At 67.9% G+C, this 13,436-nt stretch carries 18 protein-coding genes and 2 pseudogenes; 4 read left to right on the top strand and 16 right to left on the bottom strand.

Annotated features, from left to right (window positions below; all coding sequences use genetic code 11):
• Positions 1–25: 25 nt before the first annotated feature.
• Positions 26–642, top strand: a pseudogene (locus IEY21_RS17130) (DDE-type integrase/transposase/recombinase); the annotation flags it as partial.
• 133 nt (positions 643–775) lie between these two features.
• Here the strand turns inward: IEY21_RS17130 and IEY21_RS13065 are convergent.
• The 3 genes from IEY21_RS13065 to IEY21_RS13055 are packed head-to-tail and all read right to left on the bottom strand — an operon-like array spanning position 776 to position 3,830.
• The gene (locus IEY21_RS13065; protein ID WP_188904791.1) at positions 776–1,660 is read right to left on the bottom strand and encodes a ParB/RepB/Spo0J family partition protein; all 885 of its coding nucleotides are present in this window, start codon (positions 1,658–1,660) and stop codon (positions 776–778) included.
• Entirely contained in the window at positions 1,653–2,462 is an 810-nt protein-coding gene (locus IEY21_RS13060; protein WP_188904790.1) for a ParA family protein, read from the bottom strand. Before IEY21_RS13060 ends, IEY21_RS13065 begins: the two co-directional genes overlap by 8 nt.
• Before the next feature lie 48 nt (positions 2,463–2,510).
• Positions 2,511–3,830 (bottom strand): replication initiator protein A, encoded by a 1,320-nt coding sequence (locus IEY21_RS13055; RefSeq protein ID WP_188904789.1) that lies wholly within the window; start codon positions 3,828–3,830, stop codon positions 2,511–2,513.
• An 824-nt stretch (positions 3,831–4,654) separates the two neighbouring features.
• Between IEY21_RS13055 and IEY21_RS13050 the strand changes: the two genes are divergently transcribed.
• Together IEY21_RS13050 and IEY21_RS13045 are read left to right on the top strand one after the other, a co-directional pair.
• Positions 4,655–4,876, top strand: a complete 222-nt coding sequence (locus IEY21_RS13050) for a DUF433 domain-containing protein (RefSeq protein WP_188904788.1) — start codon at positions 4,655–4,657, stop codon at positions 4,874–4,876.
• The gene (locus IEY21_RS13045; protein ID WP_229753092.1) at positions 4,869–5,231 is read left to right on the top strand and encodes a DUF5615 family PIN-like protein; all 363 of its coding nucleotides are present in this window, start codon (positions 4,869–4,871) and stop codon (positions 5,229–5,231) included. Before IEY21_RS13050 ends, IEY21_RS13045 begins: the two co-directional genes overlap by 8 nt.
• A gap of 350 nt (positions 5,232–5,581) precedes the next feature.
• Here the strand turns inward: IEY21_RS13045 and IEY21_RS13040 are convergent, their stop codons facing one another.
• The 13 genes and pseudogenes from IEY21_RS13040 to IEY21_RS12990 all read right to left on the bottom strand — a co-directional run bounded on the left by IEY21_RS13040 (position 5,582) and on the right by IEY21_RS12990 (position 13,256).
• Positions 5,582–6,643, bottom strand: coding sequence for a toprim domain-containing protein (locus IEY21_RS13040; RefSeq protein WP_188904787.1), 1,062 nt, complete (start codon positions 6,641–6,643; stop codon positions 5,582–5,584).
• 67 nt (positions 6,644–6,710) lie between these two features.
• Positions 6,711–7,070: a hypothetical protein gene (locus IEY21_RS13035; RefSeq protein ID WP_188904786.1), complete on the bottom strand. Its 360-nt coding sequence runs from the start codon at positions 7,068–7,070 to the stop codon at positions 6,711–6,713.
• A complete protein-coding gene (locus IEY21_RS13030) occupies positions 7,067–7,546 on the bottom strand; it encodes a hypothetical protein (protein ID WP_188904785.1) in 480 nt (159 codons plus the stop codon). Before IEY21_RS13030 ends, IEY21_RS13035 begins: the two co-directional genes overlap by 4 nt.
• Positions 7,543–8,049 carry a hypothetical protein gene (locus IEY21_RS13025; RefSeq protein ID WP_188904784.1) on the bottom strand — a complete coding sequence of 169 codons (507 nt, stop codon included), beginning with the start codon at positions 8,047–8,049 and terminating at the stop codon, positions 7,543–7,545. Before IEY21_RS13025 ends, IEY21_RS13030 begins: the two co-directional genes overlap by 4 nt.
• Entirely contained in the window at positions 8,042–8,539 is a 498-nt protein-coding gene (locus IEY21_RS13020; RefSeq protein ID WP_188904783.1) for a hypothetical protein, read from the bottom strand. Before IEY21_RS13020 ends, IEY21_RS13025 begins: the two co-directional genes overlap by 8 nt.
• The gene (locus tag IEY21_RS13015) at positions 8,532–8,711 is read right to left on the bottom strand and encodes a hypothetical protein (RefSeq protein ID WP_188904782.1); all 180 of its coding nucleotides are present in this window, start codon (positions 8,709–8,711) and stop codon (positions 8,532–8,534) included. The genes IEY21_RS13020 and IEY21_RS13015 overlap by 8 nt, the downstream gene beginning before the upstream one ends.
• Complete coding sequence (locus IEY21_RS16855) at positions 8,708–9,046, bottom strand: hypothetical protein (protein ID WP_229753091.1); 339 nt, start codon at positions 9,044–9,046, stop codon at positions 8,708–8,710. The genes IEY21_RS13015 and IEY21_RS16855 overlap by 4 nt, the downstream gene beginning before the upstream one ends.
• The gene (locus tag IEY21_RS17030) at positions 9,043–9,174 is read right to left on the bottom strand and encodes a hypothetical protein (protein WP_268237804.1); all 132 of its coding nucleotides are present in this window, start codon (positions 9,172–9,174) and stop codon (positions 9,043–9,045) included. The genes IEY21_RS16855 and IEY21_RS17030 overlap by 4 nt, the downstream gene beginning before the upstream one ends.
• 91 nt (positions 9,175–9,265) lie before the next feature.
• Positions 9,266–9,337: pseudogene (locus tag IEY21_RS17125) on the bottom strand (hypothetical protein); the annotation flags it as partial.
• Between the two features lie 50 nt (positions 9,338–9,387).
• Complete coding sequence (locus IEY21_RS13005) at positions 9,388–10,143, bottom strand: deoxycytidylate deaminase (RefSeq protein ID WP_229753090.1); 756 nt, start codon at positions 10,141–10,143, stop codon at positions 9,388–9,390.
• Between the two features lie 14 nt (positions 10,144–10,157).
• Positions 10,158–11,516, bottom strand: a complete 1,359-nt coding sequence (locus IEY21_RS13000; RefSeq protein WP_188904780.1) for a DnaB-like helicase C-terminal domain-containing protein — start codon at positions 11,514–11,516, stop codon at positions 10,158–10,160.
• Complete coding sequence (locus IEY21_RS12995; protein WP_188904779.1) at positions 11,513–12,181, bottom strand: ATP-binding protein; 669 nt, start codon at positions 12,179–12,181, stop codon at positions 11,513–11,515. Before IEY21_RS12995 ends, IEY21_RS13000 begins: the two co-directional genes overlap by 4 nt.
• 22 nt (positions 12,182–12,203) lie before the next feature.
• On the bottom strand, positions 12,204–13,256 hold the full coding sequence (locus tag IEY21_RS12990; RefSeq protein ID WP_188904778.1) for a hypothetical protein: 1,053 nt from the start codon (positions 13,254–13,256) through the stop codon (positions 12,204–12,206).
• 13 nt (positions 13,257–13,269) lie between these two features.
• On the opposite strand from IEY21_RS12990, the gene IEY21_RS16850 reads away from it, so the two are divergent.
• Complete coding sequence (locus tag IEY21_RS16850; RefSeq protein WP_229753089.1) at positions 13,270–13,383, top strand: WYL domain-containing protein; 114 nt, start codon at positions 13,270–13,272, stop codon at positions 13,381–13,383.
• Positions 13,384–13,436 lie beyond the last annotated feature (53 nt).

Genomic DNA, 13,436 nt, shown 5'->3' with positions numbered 1-13,436 from the left:
TGCTTTCCCATACGTTCCCTCCAGTGTGCCCTACCCTCTCAACGGGTTGGGGATTTTCTGTCGGGATTTCTGGAGCACTACCCGGGATGTCGAAGAACTGCTGTTGGAACGGGGACCGTCGTCACATCCATCTGGGCCTGGTGCATCAAGGTCACCAACTTCTTCATCCAGGACCTGCGTCATCGGGAACCCCTCCGGCGTTCTCGATGGCACCTCGACGTTACGCCACGTGGATGTCAGTGGGAGCAAACACTGGCTACGGCGGGCGGTGAATTAACGTGGTGCCGTACTGGAAATCTTCCTTCAAGAACACCGCGATACCGAGGCCGCCACATCGTTCTTTCACTGCCTGCTGGGGGAACACGACGTGCCGGAGATGATCCATACCGACAAGCTCTGGAACTGCACTGCGTGGCCTGGACGTGCTCCACGGCGTGCTGCAACACCCTGACTGAGCAGTCTCACCGACCGACTCGACGGCCGGAATGGCAGCAGCGAGGGTTCCGCTCACGACGAGGGGCGCAGTGCTTGCTCGACCGGCACGCCTGGATCACGAATCTCTACCGCCCTGCCCGCTCCCAATCGGCTGCCTTCCAGACGGGACAGGAAACGGGACGGGCAGGTGGCCTGAAGCTCAGGCCACCTGCCCGTCCGGGGCCCCCGCTGTCCGGACGCCATCAACTCGCCACGACCGCCTCGCAGAGGTTAAGTTGCCCGGACCCACCAAGCACCGCTTGAAATGAAGTGGTCCGGTACAGAGCGCCTGCTCTTAACGTTAAGAGCGCTGCCCCTGTGCTCCGTTCAGGATGGTCTCCAACTCATCAAGCAGCGTGTGAATCCGCTTGCGCTCACGCACGCCCAGCCGTGCTACCTGACGCTCGTCGAGCAGGTCACGCACACGCCGCAGTTGGGTGGCCTCGGTGGGTGGCGGCTTCGCCGCGGACGCGATCTCACGGACGCTCAGGTTCTCCTCGAGCGTACGGCAAATCAGTTCAGCGCGCAGCGCGTCGTCCTTGACCCGCGACAGCGCAGCCGCCCGGGTGTACTCCAGGCTTCCCTGGCGCATCAGCTCGAGCAACTCCGGAGGAAAGCGCAGGACACCGGCCTTGTTGGTCGCAAAGGAGCGCCAAGTACCCCGCCCCAGCCGGGCAAACACCCCATCCAGCCGGGTCACCGTCTGCGGATCAGGTGTTCGGCGCTGCGCGTGCAGCAGAGGCACCACCTCATCCACGGGGACGCACAACTCCCGGGCGACGATGGTCAGGGTCGCCTCTACCTCGTCCAGCGGGTTCAGATCCTCGCGCTGTAGGTTCTCCAGGGCAGCCAGGACGTCGGCCTCTTCATCGCTGGCATCCCGGACCACCGCCGGCACCTCGCTCAGCCCTGCCAGGCGGGCGGCACGCACGCGGCGTTCTCCGGCGATCAGCTCATAGTCCCGGTCCGTCTGCCGCAGCAGCACCGGTTGCAGCACTCCCTGTTCACGGATGCTTTGGGCCAGGGACGCCAGCGAGCCCTCGTCGAAGTGGCGCCGGGGCTGCCGGGCCCGGACCCGGATCTGATCCAGCGCCACCGCGCTCGGGCCGGGTGACGCCAGCTCCGGCTTCGCGGTCCCCAGCAGAGATCCGAACGCGTCGGCGCGGCTCGGCTTGGCCCTAGGCACGCTGCTCCACCCCCAGCACGTCCAGCAGTTGCGCCGTAACCGCACCGATCTCGGCCGCCGCGGCACTCCTGCGCGCGAAAGCTGGCAGCGGCTCGCCGTGCAGCTGCGAGTCGGGATACAGCGCCGGCCGGTAGGTGAGGGGCGCGCTGACCGGAGCCAGGTGCCCGAACTGCGCGCGCAGCTGCGCCAGACTCTCCCGGCTGTGGTTGGTCGTGTCGTTGTACTGGGTCACCAGGATCAGGGCGAGGTTCAGGCTCGGGTTGGCCTTGCGAAAGCGGCCCAGCATCTGGACCACCGTCTGCAGCCCCTTGAGACCTTTTCCGCTGGCCGGGACCGGCACGACCACGTGCTGCGCCGCGATGACGGACAGGGCGCTCAGCTGGCCCAGGCTAGGCGGAGGATCGATCAACACGAAGTCGTAGCGGTCCACCAGCGGCCGCAGGGCTTCTTTGAGCCGCATCACGCCCATCAGCTGTCCCGGCAGCAGTGGCTCGATGGTCGCCACGTCGAGGTGGCCGGGAATCAGGTCCACGCCATGCACGGTAATCGGGGACGGAAGACGCAGTTCGGCGTCGTCGTCTCCCAGCACCGCCGGATAGAGCGTATCGTCGAGCTCGATCTCCCGGGCTCCCTGTTCCTCCTCCACTGCACGCACGCCCAGCCAGTCAGTCAGGTTCGCCTGGGGATCGGCGTCGATCAACAGGACACGGTGACCCAGCTGCCCCAACGTGTAGCCGATGTCCCGGGCAGAGCTGGATTTTCCTACCCCCCCGGCATGGTTGAAGAACGTGATCACCTTCATTGCCCCATGCTACCCCGGCAGGATGGACGCCCTGTCGATAAAACTTCCTCAGGTACCCGCCGCGGCAGCCAGCAGTGTCCGCAGTTCGGCAACCGCCTGTGCCCGGTCCTCCGGCGAGCGCCCCAGCACGCGTCCACGAACGTCCTGCAGCGTGGTCAGCGGCAGGCGGGCCAGATCCTCGCGGCGCAGGCCTTCCGCCTTCAGCAAAAAGGCGAGCGTGCGGGCCAGATCCTCGCTGGATGGGGGGGCCTCGGGCATCTCGGGCTGCGGTGGACGCGGGCGCGCAGGGGCCGCTTCGAGCAACCGGAGCAGCCGGGCACCCTCTGGCCAGGCATACTTGCCGTTGCCGTAAGAACGCACGACGTCCAGCACGAAGCCGACGTCATTGTGCGGCCGGTACCCGCGGGCCAGGATGGCCCGGGCCTGCGCCACGCCGTCCCGGACATTCTGCGGGTAGTCGAGCGCCAGTTTCCTGGCCGCCACCACCGGAACCTTCAGGCCGACGAGCAGGTCCACCAGTTCGGCCTCCGGCTCAGCCAGCGGTTGTCCGAACTGGTAGCTCACCATCTGCTTGCGCCCGCGGCCCGTGACCTGCACCTCATGCAGGTAGCCGGTCGCGAGCAGGTCCTGATGAATCGGATCGAGCGTGCGCCTGATCTTGTCGGGCTTGTCGCTGGCGATCCCGCAGCGCTGTGCGAGGTCCATCAGCGAAATCTGCAGGCTGACGGTGCGCGACTGAGGTTCCACCGGGTCATGCCGCAGGGCGTCCAGTACCCGGTAGGCGGCGCGGGCAGGCTGGCCCAGCTGGCGCAGTAGCGCCGTGCTCACCGGCTTGAAGTAGCCGTTGCGGATGTTGCGGGTCAGTTCACGCGGCAACGTCACCGTGATCAGCTTGGCTCCCTCCGTGTCCTTGCGCGCCCGCGTGAACACCAGCTTCTCGATCAGCCGAAAGCCGGCCGTCACCCAGTCGTCGTCCTCATGGCTGCGCCACGCTCCGCTGATCCAGTACTGAGTCGCGCTCAGGCGCTCCAGACTCTGCCGCATCATGCGGCGGTTGGCGCCGCTGTCGTCCAGCCCGCACATCTGCAGCAACCGGTACATCGTGAAGCCGACGCGCCCGTCCTCAGGGCACCCCTGTTCGATGTAGAGCTCCTGCAGGGCCAGGTACGAGTCGTTGTCGATGCCGTGCGGCACCCCGTATTTCTGGGCCCCGTTGCATTCGATCTCGCTGGGAATTCCAGCCCGTTCGAAGGCCACCTGCCAGGATGTGTAGTCCGGGGCGATCTTGCGTTGAATGGAGATCAGGCCCAGCTGCCCGACGTTCAGGTCCTCGCGCAGCACCACTTCCTGGTCGGGTTGGTTGGACACGTGCCCTCCGAAGGGCCCCAGTCTACCCGCCTGGCGTCCAACCCGCCACGCCGTTATGAATGGGGGGACAGTGTGGGGTCTCCCCGTTACAAATGGGGCATTTACGGTAAGAAGGCGCTCCCAGCGGGCCTTTTCTTCTGTACGGTCAGGGGCCGTTATGAATGGGGGGAACGCGGGCAGGTCTGCCGTTATGAATGGGGGGAACGCGGCCCTCTCCCCGTTATGAATGGGGGGATGCCTACCGTTATGAATGGGGGGAAGAGGCCGTTATGAATGGGGGGAAAGCAGAGACGGCTACCGTCATGAATGGGGGGAAAAGCCGAAAAAATACCGTTGCGAATGGGGGGAAATACCGTTGCGAATGGGGGAAAAGTGCTGCGGAATGCCGTGTTTATCGCATGTCGTCGTGGCGGCTGATGATGTTTTCGTATCAATCTTTTTTCCGTACTACACCAAGACAAGTCAACAATCAGGACTGGCCAGGAGCCGTATGTCTGGAACTCGGTCACTGGATCCAAAGCGTCAATCTGTGCGGCGGTCGGTGCCTGAATTGCCGGATGCAAACAGGAACATTGAGGTGGGGGAGGGGAGAGGCAGTCCGGGGCAGAGCTGTCCAAGAATCCCCAGGGGAGAAAGCCGCACCGACGAAGCGGTCGAGCAACTGCTGCTGCTGCGATGAGGGGCCCGGGCGGGAGGATACAGGACGCGCCGCTCCTGGGACACAGTCAACTGATGGCTCTGGACAACGCGCTGGGCCCCGGTGAGGCTGGGCCCAACTTGGTGAATTTGCGGGCATGACCCGTCTGGCCCGGTACACTGATGGCATGAGCCCCCTGGACCGGATCACCGTGCATCCCCAGCAGTGTGGGGGCCGTCCCTGCATCCGTGGGATGCGCATCCGGGTCAGCGATCTGCTCGACCTGCTGGGTCAGGGCGTGGGGGAGGAGGAAATCCTCGCCGACTACCCGGATCTGGAGCGCGAGGACATTCATGCCGCGCTGCTGTACGCGGCGCGTTATCTTAATCATCCGCGTCTGAGTGCCTGAAGTGCCGCTGGCCTCCTACTGGCTGGATGCCCAGCTGCCACCCCAACTCGCGCCCTGGCTGACCCAGACCTTCGGTGTGGAGGCCTACAGCGTCAGCTTCCTGGGATACCGGGATGCCAGTGACGACCAGATTTTCCGGGCGGCCCGGGCTGCTGGAGCGGTGGTCGTGTCGAAGGACGCCGACTTTCTCGACCGGGTGGTTCGTCTCGGACCACCCCCGCAGCTGCTGTATGTGACCTGTGGTAATACCAGCACCCGCTTCCTGAAGACGGTGCTGGAACGTGTGTTCCCCGAAGCGCACCGCCTCCTGGGTCAGGGAGAGCACGTGGTCGAGATCGGGGATCGGTCAGCCTGAATCGGGGTCCCGGCCGGGACAGTCCCACGGAACACCGTATTCCGGTCGTCGCCCCGACGGAGTCTTCCGGGAGAAGGCCGACCCACGCTGAGCGCGACGACCGGGACCCTCGGGGCGTTGCCGGGAAATCTGCGGAGCAGAAGGTCCGGGAGCCTCCCGGACTTTCAGGCCCCCAGCAGGTGGGTTCCGTGCCAGGGAGACTGCTGGTGAGGAGCGGGTGATCGTCCGGACGGTCCAGGGCTTCAGGAACTCAGCGGACCGGACCCGCCCGCCTGCTTCTGGCAGCGGAGATTCAGCCCTGGCAGGTCGGGGGCAACCGGGTCGTTCGAGGTGTTTTCCCAGGTGCTGTGTTACAGCGCGGTGCGGTAGACCTTCTTGCCCGCGGCTTCGGTGCGCACCGCTTCCCAGTACCCCGCACTCCACTTCTTGCCGCGCTTGACGAGCTGCTCGTTCACGTCGCTGAAATCCGGGTGCACGTAGGCCTGGGTCACGCTTCGGGCGTAGGGCAGCAACCGGCGTTCCAGTTCGGCTCTGGCCTTGATTCCCGCGTCGTCGTTGTCCATCACGATGATGACTTCGCGGTCCTCGAACAGCAGCTCGTCGCGTTCGGACAGCGTCTGGGTTCCGGGAACCGCGCACGCGGCGACCCCCGGCAAGGCGGCGTGCAGCGACAGGCAGTCGAGTTCTCCCTCGGTGACAAAGATCTGCTCGCTCATCTCCAGCATCATATGCAACAGATACGGCGGAACGGCGCCGCCCTGCGGACGTGCGGGCTTGAGATACTTGGGTTTCTGTTCACCCAGCGCGCGCGCGTTCACGTAGCTGACCCCCACGGGATCGATGTACGGAATGACCACGCGGTTCAGGAAGTTCTTGTGCTGGTAGATGCGTCCGTTCTCGCGGTCGTAGTTCTGCGGCAGCAGCGCCACGTCGAAGCCCGGCGCGTCGGTCGAGCCCAGACGGAACAGGTCCATCACGCTCGCCAGCCCGCGCGACACCAGCCAGCGCGCCGCCGCGTCGCTGCGCCGGGTGTAGGCCGCCTGGGCAAAGCTGGTCAGGTCGGTGTTCAGCGGCTGGACGTTCGGGCCCTTCACCACGCGGGGGGCGGGCAGCGGCGCGCGGCGCGACTCGCCGTCGAGCCAGTCCAGCGCCTGGGGGGTGGTCATCTTGAGCGCCAGGGCGACGAGGTCGATCACGTCCCCGCGCGCGTTGCACACGAAGCACTTGAACTTGCCCGCGTACTTGCCGCGCATCGAGAGGTTCATGGAGGGGTGGCGGTCGGCGTGGTCGGGATTGGCGCACACGGCGTACAGCTCACCGCCGCGGGTCTCGGTCCGCAGACCCAGACGGTGGGCCACCACGTCCAGGGGGTAGGTGTTCTTGGCTTTCTGAATACGCTCGATACGGCTCACCTCGCTGTGGTCCCGGCCGGGACCGGTGGGGAAGGGGCCCCCAGGATGGGGGCGGGGGCGGGCTCCTTCAGATCCGGAGGTTGACGGCGGGGCCGGAGGCGGGCGCCTGGGAAGCCCCCACCGCTTTTTTCGGGGCCGGACCCGCTCCGCTTCCGGCGGCGGCGAGGCCCCGGAGAAACGCCAGGTCGGCGCCCTCGAGCTCCGCGACCCGGCGCCAGAACGCCGCCGCCTTGCCGGGGCGGTACGCGCTGAGGTCCAGCTCGACGTCTCCCTCCACCTGCCGCAGCAGGCAGTAGACCACCGCGTCGAACTCGGCGTTGCCGCCGCGCTCGGCCACCAGGGTCCCGATGCGGGCGTCGGGGTCCTTGCGGCTGGCCCGCAGCGCGGCGCGCTCCCGCTGCCGCGCAAGCTTGCGGGCCAGGGTCATTCCTCGTCCTCCCGCCCGATGTCTTCCGCCACCAGGTCCAGGGCGCGGGGCAGGTTGCCGCGCTGCAGCACGAAGATCCAGCCCTCGACGCGCTCCGGGCCCGACACCACCAGGCGCACGCACTGACCGCTGTCCATCGCGGCCTGAACGCAGCGCTGCTCCAGGGCCACCTCGTCGCGGAGGCTGAGCGGGCGGCTGCGCAGCGCCGTCCAGGCCTCTCCCAGCGCCGAGCTGCGGGTCAGGGCGTCCACGTTGTCGCACAGCGCGTCCAGGGCCCCCGAGTCCAGAAAGCACTCGCCGTCTTCCGTCTTCTGGCCGCCCGCGAGCGCCAGGGTGTACACGTCGTCGAACACCGGGCCGCCCTCGAACTCCTCGATGTGGGGGTGCTCCACCAGATACACCGGCTCGGCGTCGGGGTTGAGCATGTCGTGCGGCCAGGCCGCCACAATCACGGGCAGCTTCAGGGCTTCAGTCATGGGTGTTCCTCCCTCCGTTTCCACGCGGCGATGTCTTCCGCCACCAGGTCCAGGGCGCGGTCCAGGTCCTCGGCGCGCAGCAGGAAGATCCAGCCGTTGCGGCGGTCGTGCCCCGAGAGCACCAGGCGCACGCACCGGCCGCTGTCCATGGCCGCCTGCACGCAGCGGGCCGTCAGCGCCGCGCCCTCTGGTCCGGACTCCGAGAGGTACGGCAGGGCCTCGCAGGCCTGCACCAGCGCGTCGCCGCCGATCAGCCGGTCCACCCGGTCGCAGACGGTCAGCAGCCCGAGGTCCGGGGGCAGATGCACCTCGGACCCGCACCACGTCCCCTTCTCGCCGACGATCAGCGCGAACCCTTCGAAGTCAAAGAGGCCGCCCTCCTCGAACTCGGCGCTGAACTGGGGGTCGTTCATGCCGGGATGCTCGACCAGCAGCACGTCCTCGGCGCGGGGGTTGAGCACGCTGTGGAACCACGGCTCGGTCACGGTCGGCAGCTCAGTCATCGGTGTCCTCCGCCGCGGCCGGCCGGCCCATGAACCGCGCGCGGAGCTGCGCGTAGGTCCCCCCGACCGGCGTCTCGTCGTCCTGCCACGACAGGTCCAGGTTGCCCTCGTCCTCGTAGCGGTGCGACACCAGGCCGCGCTGCTCGGCCCAGGTGTTGATCGCCGCCACCATGACCTCGAACAGCTCCCCCATCGCCAGGGTCTCGGTGCCGTCGTCGAGCAGCAGCGCTTCGAGGTCGTCGGCCAGGGTGTCGGGGGCCACGTCCACGTCTTCGTGGGGGTCTTTCTCCTCGGCGGCGTACAGCAGGTGCCGGACGTCCCAGCCGCGCAGCACCCGGGCGCCCACGCTCAGGTGGTGGAGGGTGGCGATGCCGTCCACCTCGGCGCGGTCCTCTGCGGCGGCCAGGGCGGCCTCGGGGGTGGGGTACAGGTCGGAGCGTTCGCCGTCCTGGTTCACGGTGGCGTACAGGGTTTCGGGGTGCTCAGTCATGGGTGTTCCTCCTGGGGGGGGGTGTGGTGTGGGTGACGGCGGGCGGCTCCACCGGCGTGAGCGTGTAGCGCCGCCCGCCCGCCACGAGGGTCATCTCCTCCCCGGCGTGCGTGCGGCGCAGCAGCTCCTCGAAGCTCGCGCACTTCTTCTCGGTCTTGATCACGGCGATCATGTCCGTGCCTCCAGCGCAGCGAGCACGGCGCCCGAGAGCGCCTCGGCGGGGGTGTCCCCGAAGGTGGTGCGCAACTGCTCGGGCCGGGGCCACCCGGGCGGGTAGAGGGTGGCCCAGCAGCGCTCACCGATGCCCATTTCAATGTCCCAGCCGCGCGCGCGGCACTCCTCGCGCAGGGCGGCTTCCACGTTCATGAGGAACGAATCCACGATCTCGTTTGGAGTGCATGCCGTCCACCATGTGTCGAAAAACCGCACCTCGATCCAGGCCCCTTGCCTGCGCACCCGTCCCGGCAGCCGCCGGGTCAGTTCCCGCAGCGTGTCGACGAAGGTCATGCGTCTGTCTCCCGGATGATGTGCTGGTGGATCTTGAGTCCGCGTTTGGCGGCTTCCATGAGCATGTTCTGCGAGCCCGGCGAGCGGCCCGACCACACCAGCACCAGCGCGTCGGCCTGCTCGCTCATTTCCCGGTTGCGGACGAATCCGGCGCGCGCCGTACCGGGTCCAGTCCGCGGGTTTGGCAACCACCGGAATGCCGCGCGCCTGCGCCCAGCGTTCACCCAGGGTGTCGGCTCCGCGCGCCCTGCCGCAGACCACGGCCGTGACCGTGAAGCCCGACTCGGTCATGGCCTGATCCACCGCCGCCTGATCGGTGACCTCGCGTCCTCCGGCGATGATCACCCGCACTGAACCACCTCTACCCCGGCGTCTTTGAGGATCTCGCTGCCCCGGCGGCGCACTCCGTCTCCGGCGTAGGGTTTGGCGTACACCACCCGGGTGATGTGGCGCGCGGCGAGGATCAGCAGCGCGCACTCATGGCACGGCTCCATGGTCGCGTACAGGGTGTGGCTCTCGCCGTGCTCCCAGCGGGAGCGCACGATGGCGTTTTGCTCGGCGTGCAGCATCTCGGACCTGCCCTGCCCCGCATCGGCGCGCGCCTCGGTGGGGCATCCGGGGTAGCGCCCGTTGACGCCCAGGCTCACCACCGCGTGTGAGGTGTTGCTCAGGATCGCGGCGCCGACCTTGAACTTCTCGTCGGCGCTGCGCTGCGCGAACACCCGCGCCAGGTCCATGCCGGTCTCGTCCCACGACGGGCGCGCGGGGGCCGGGGAGCCGGAAAACAGCTTGCCCCGGGCTTCTTCCAGCGTGTCGCCCACGTACTGGAAGCGTTCGGGGTCGTCGAACAGCGCCTCGGGGCGCGCCCAGCACATGCCGCTGTCCACGTGCTCGTACAGCACCACCGGCTCGCCCGGGCGGAAGTTGTCGGTCACGATGCAGCCCCTGGCGCGGCCGCACGCCTTCACCCAGAACGTGACCGCGTGGCCCCCGGTGCCGAACACCGACGGCCTGACCCGGTCCAGGACCCGGTACAGCTCCCCCGTCTTGTGGCGGTAGTGGCCGCCCTTCCTCACTGCGCCCGTGGCGTCATTCATGGTTTCTCCTTGTCTCAAAAGGCAGGTTGCCGGGGGTCATACCACTCACCGGTCCGGGCATTGGTCTCGAACTCCAGTTCCGCGAGCACCCCGCCGCGCGCTTTTCGCACCGCGATCCAGGTCCTCGCCCGGCGTCCCTTCTCGCCGTCTTTGTCCTGTTGCGTGCGGTCGGCGTCGGTCACCGGGCGGTGCAGCGTCACCACGAAGGCCGCGCGGTTCATCAGCGCCTTGGCGCGGGCGATGTCCGACTTCTCCGGCGCCCCCTGACGGCGGCGTCCGTCCTCGTTGGTCTGCGACAGCAGCATCAGGTGGTAGCCCTCGGTCTTGGCCGCCTGCTCGAAGCGTTTGGCCTCGTACTCGTAGGCCTGGTCCTCGCGGGCAAAGCGTTTGCTGTCAAAGCTCACCGCCGAGTCGATGTTGTCCACGATCACGATCAGCCGCGCCCCGGGCCGGGCCACGCCCGCCTCGAGGTCACGCGACAACTGGCGGCGGTAGCGGCGGGCAAGGTCGCGCACCGCCTGACCGTCGAACTCCTCGTCGTACACCGCGAGCCGCCCCGGCAGCGCCGAGAGGGCCCGGGCCGCCGCGGCGTACCGGTCCAGCGTGCGCGGCACGGCCTGCTCCTGGCCGAACTTCAGCTCGGCATAGCCCAGACCCGCCTGGAAGCGCGTGACCTCGCGGGTGATGTCGTCCCGGCGCCCCTCGCCGAAGCAGTACAGGACGTGGTGCCCGGCGGCGAGCCACCCGGGAATCATCTGCTGGGTGACCGACGACTTGCCCACGCCGCTGTCGGCGATCCACAGACTGACCACGCTGTTGCCGGTAAACCCCAGTCCGCCGCCGAGGTGTTCGTTGACGCGCGGCCACGGCGTGGGAATGCGCGGCTCGGGGGCCTGGGTGGCCGCGAAGTCCTCGATGTAGTGCAGCGCCTGGGAGGTCCAGGAAGGGGCCTCGTCGAGGGTCTGCGCACCCAGGGTGCGGGCCTCGTCGAGCTGCCCCGCCTGGGCCGCCCGCAGCGCCTCGGTGAGTCCTTGCACCAGAACCTTCTGGGTGTGTTCGCGGAGGATCGGCTGAACGTAGGAACTCCACTCGCCGAGCTGCCCGGCCTGATCCAGGTAGCGCGCGGCGTGCTCGCCGGTGAAGCCCTCGAGCTTGAGGGTGCGCACGGCGGCGGGGGTGGGCACGCGGCCCTCGTCGAGCAGTTCGGTGATGGCGGTGAACAGGCGCTGGTCGCCGCCCGTGAACATGGCGCTTTCCAGGCCCCCGACGGCGTCGCGCAGGTCGTCTAAGGCGTCGTGACGAAACGCGCGGGCCTGCTCGAGGACGTTGCCGAGAAAGCGGGCCTGCGGAGTGGAGGCGGTGAGGGCGGTCACAGCGCACTTCCCTGGCGGCCGCCCGCGCCGCGCCGGATGCCTGCGAGCTGACCGGCCATCAGGCGCGAGTAGATGGCGTGGCCCACGACCTCGTCGTCGGTCAGGCGGGCGACCACCTCACGCGGCGTGAAGTTGCTCGTGACGATCAGGGCCTTTTCATGGGACCAGCGCATCTCGAGCAGGTGGTAGAGCTTTTGCAGCGCGAACTCGCTGGGCTTCTGCTTGCCGAGGTCGTCGTAGACGAGCACGTCCGGGGCGAGCAGGTCCGGCGCGGGCGGGCCGCCCCCGAACTCGGCGAACACGCGGGCGAAGTAGTCGGTCTCGTCCACGAACAGCGCCGAGCCGCCGCCCTCGGTCAGGTGCAGGGCCTGACGCACCGCGAGGTGGGTCTTGGCGGCGTCGGCCTCGCCCGTGAGGTACAAGAAGCCCTGGGGCGTCATGCGCTCGAGCTTGGCCCGCAGCTCGGGGTTGGCGGCGAGCACCTGGGCCGGGACCGGGGTGGTGGCGTAGCGCCCGTAGCGCGGCGGCAGCGAGGCCAGGAAGGCGCGGCGGTTCGCTTCGGTCTGCGCGCCCCTCAGGACCGCGCGGTCCAGTTCGGCGGGGTCGCCTCGTCGGCGATCAGACAGGCGTACAGGCCGGTTTCGGTGAGGCGCTCGGAGCCGCACAGCGGGCAGGTGGGGGGATAGTTCAAAACAGTTCCTCCTCTCCGTATTTCTCGGCGAGATAGTCGGCGACCTTGGTGGAGCCTCGGGGTCCGGTGGGGGCCTTCTGGGCCGCGCGCCACTCGGTGAGGTTGCTGCTGAGGTGGTACGGCTTGAGCGGCATGCCGCCGGGGTTGCGGTACGTGTATAGCCCGCGCAGCCACGCCACCAGGGCCGGAACGTCCTCGGGCGTCAGGTCCTCGGCGAGCAGCGTGGTGGCTTCCTTGCCGATCAGCGAGGCGTTGCTGACCTTGACGTCGCCGTACAGCGCCGTCTTGATGGCGTCCCACATCTCACCGTGCCGGGGATGCGCGGTCTTCTCGGCCTTCTTCCTCGCGGGCTTCCCGGCCGGGACCGCGGGGGAAGGGGGGCCCGCAACGGGGTTGGGGGCCTTGGGGGCGTTCGCCTTCACCGCAGTGGGGGTGGCCCTTTCGGCGTCGTCGGCTGCCCTGCCCACCACCTGTTCGCCGTGAAGCGCTGAAGGGGTTCGTGTCGTGTCCCGCTTCCTGGCCTTCAGGGCGAGCATGCGCTCCTTCAGGGTGCCCGTCGGCTGTGGGGCCTCGGGCTCGACGCGAAGCGGAGAGAAAGTCAGTAATTCTTGTTCGTCAGTCTTTACTGGTAAGTCAGTATTTAGTAGCTCCGGGTTTTCCGCAACACGGCTTTCCCGTAATGCGGCTTTTCCGGAATACGGTTCACCCCGCGTCCTGGACGGCTTTTCCGGGGCTGCCTGGGGACGCTCGAAGATAACGCTCTCACGGCCGACGATCTTGCCCGATTCATCTCGAAGGACCCTGCGGATCAGGTAGCCGCACTCCTCGAGCTCCTTGAGTCCGGCGTACACCGCGTCGCGGCCGTCCTTGTGGGTCTTGGCCAGGTGGGAGCCGTAGACCTGCCAGTCGTCGGGCTTGGTCATCAGGTAGGTGTGGATTCCCACGGCCTTGAAGCTCAGACGCTCGTCGTTGGCGGCGGTGTTGTCGAGCACCGTGAAGCCGCCCGTCTTGACCACCCGGATGATTCCGGATTTCTGGTCGTCGCTCATCGCGTCGCCTCCAGTGAGCGACTCCCTTGAAAAAGACAGCAGCGGCCTGTCGCGTGAGGTCATTCCGTGGATCCTGAGCTTCGGCTCCCGCGTGAGCATCCTCGGACCGGATCACACCCGCGCGTAGTGGCTGAGCGAACTGCGGGCCGCTGCCTCACATGCGGCACGAACTGACGCGCC

It is taken from the genome of Deinococcus aerophilus (assembly GCF_014647075.1).
GTDB classification, from domain to species: Bacteria; Deinococcota; Deinococci; order Deinococcales; family Deinococcaceae; genus Deinococcus; species Deinococcus aerophilus.
Note: the sequence above shows the minus strand (reverse complement) of the source record. Positions and strands in the feature narration are given on the sequence as shown.

What these genes read in the sequence shown, in the direction of transcription:
- IEY21_RS13060 (WP_188904790.1), bottom strand. Translation starts at nt 2,462, where the DNA reads ATGAAGGTGATCACGTTCTTCAACCATGCCGGGGGGGTAGGAAAATCC.
- IEY21_RS13050 (WP_188904788.1), top strand. Translation starts at nt 4,655, where the DNA reads ATGAGCCCCCTGGACCGGATCACCGTGCATCCCCAGCAGTGTGGGGGC.
- IEY21_RS13035 (WP_188904786.1), bottom strand. Translation starts at nt 7,070, where the DNA reads ATGACCCTGGCCCGCAAGCTTGCGCGGCAGCGGGAGCGCGCCGCGCTG.
- IEY21_RS13030 (WP_188904785.1), bottom strand. Translation starts at nt 7,546, where the DNA reads ATGACTGAAGCCCTGAAGCTGCCCGTGATTGTGGCGGCCTGGCCGCAC.
- IEY21_RS13025 (WP_188904784.1), bottom strand. Translation starts at nt 8,049, where the DNA reads ATGACTGAGCTGCCGACCGTGACCGAGCCGTGGTTCCACAGCGTGCTC.
- IEY21_RS13020 (WP_188904783.1), bottom strand. Translation starts at nt 8,539, where the DNA reads ATGACTGAGCACCCCGAAACCCTGTACGCCACCGTGAACCAGGACGGC.
- IEY21_RS13015 (WP_188904782.1), bottom strand. Translation starts at nt 8,711, where the DNA reads ATGATCGCCGTGATCAAGACCGAGAAGAAGTGCGCGAGCTTCGAGGAG.
- IEY21_RS16855 (WP_229753091.1), bottom strand. Translation starts at nt 9,046, where the DNA reads ATGACCTTCGTCGACACGCTGCGGGAACTGACCCGGCGGCTGCCGGGA.
- IEY21_RS17030 (WP_268237804.1), bottom strand. Translation starts at nt 9,174, where the DNA reads ATGAGCGAGCAGGCCGACGCGCTGGTGCTGGTGTGGTCGGGCCGCTCG.
- IEY21_RS13005 (WP_229753090.1), bottom strand. Translation starts at nt 10,143, where the DNA reads ATGAATGACGCCACGGGCGCAGTGAGGAAGGGCGGCCACTACCGCCAC.
- IEY21_RS12990 (WP_188904778.1), bottom strand. Translation starts at nt 13,256, where the DNA reads ATGAGCGACGACCAGAAATCCGGAATCATCCGGGTGGTCAAGACGGGC.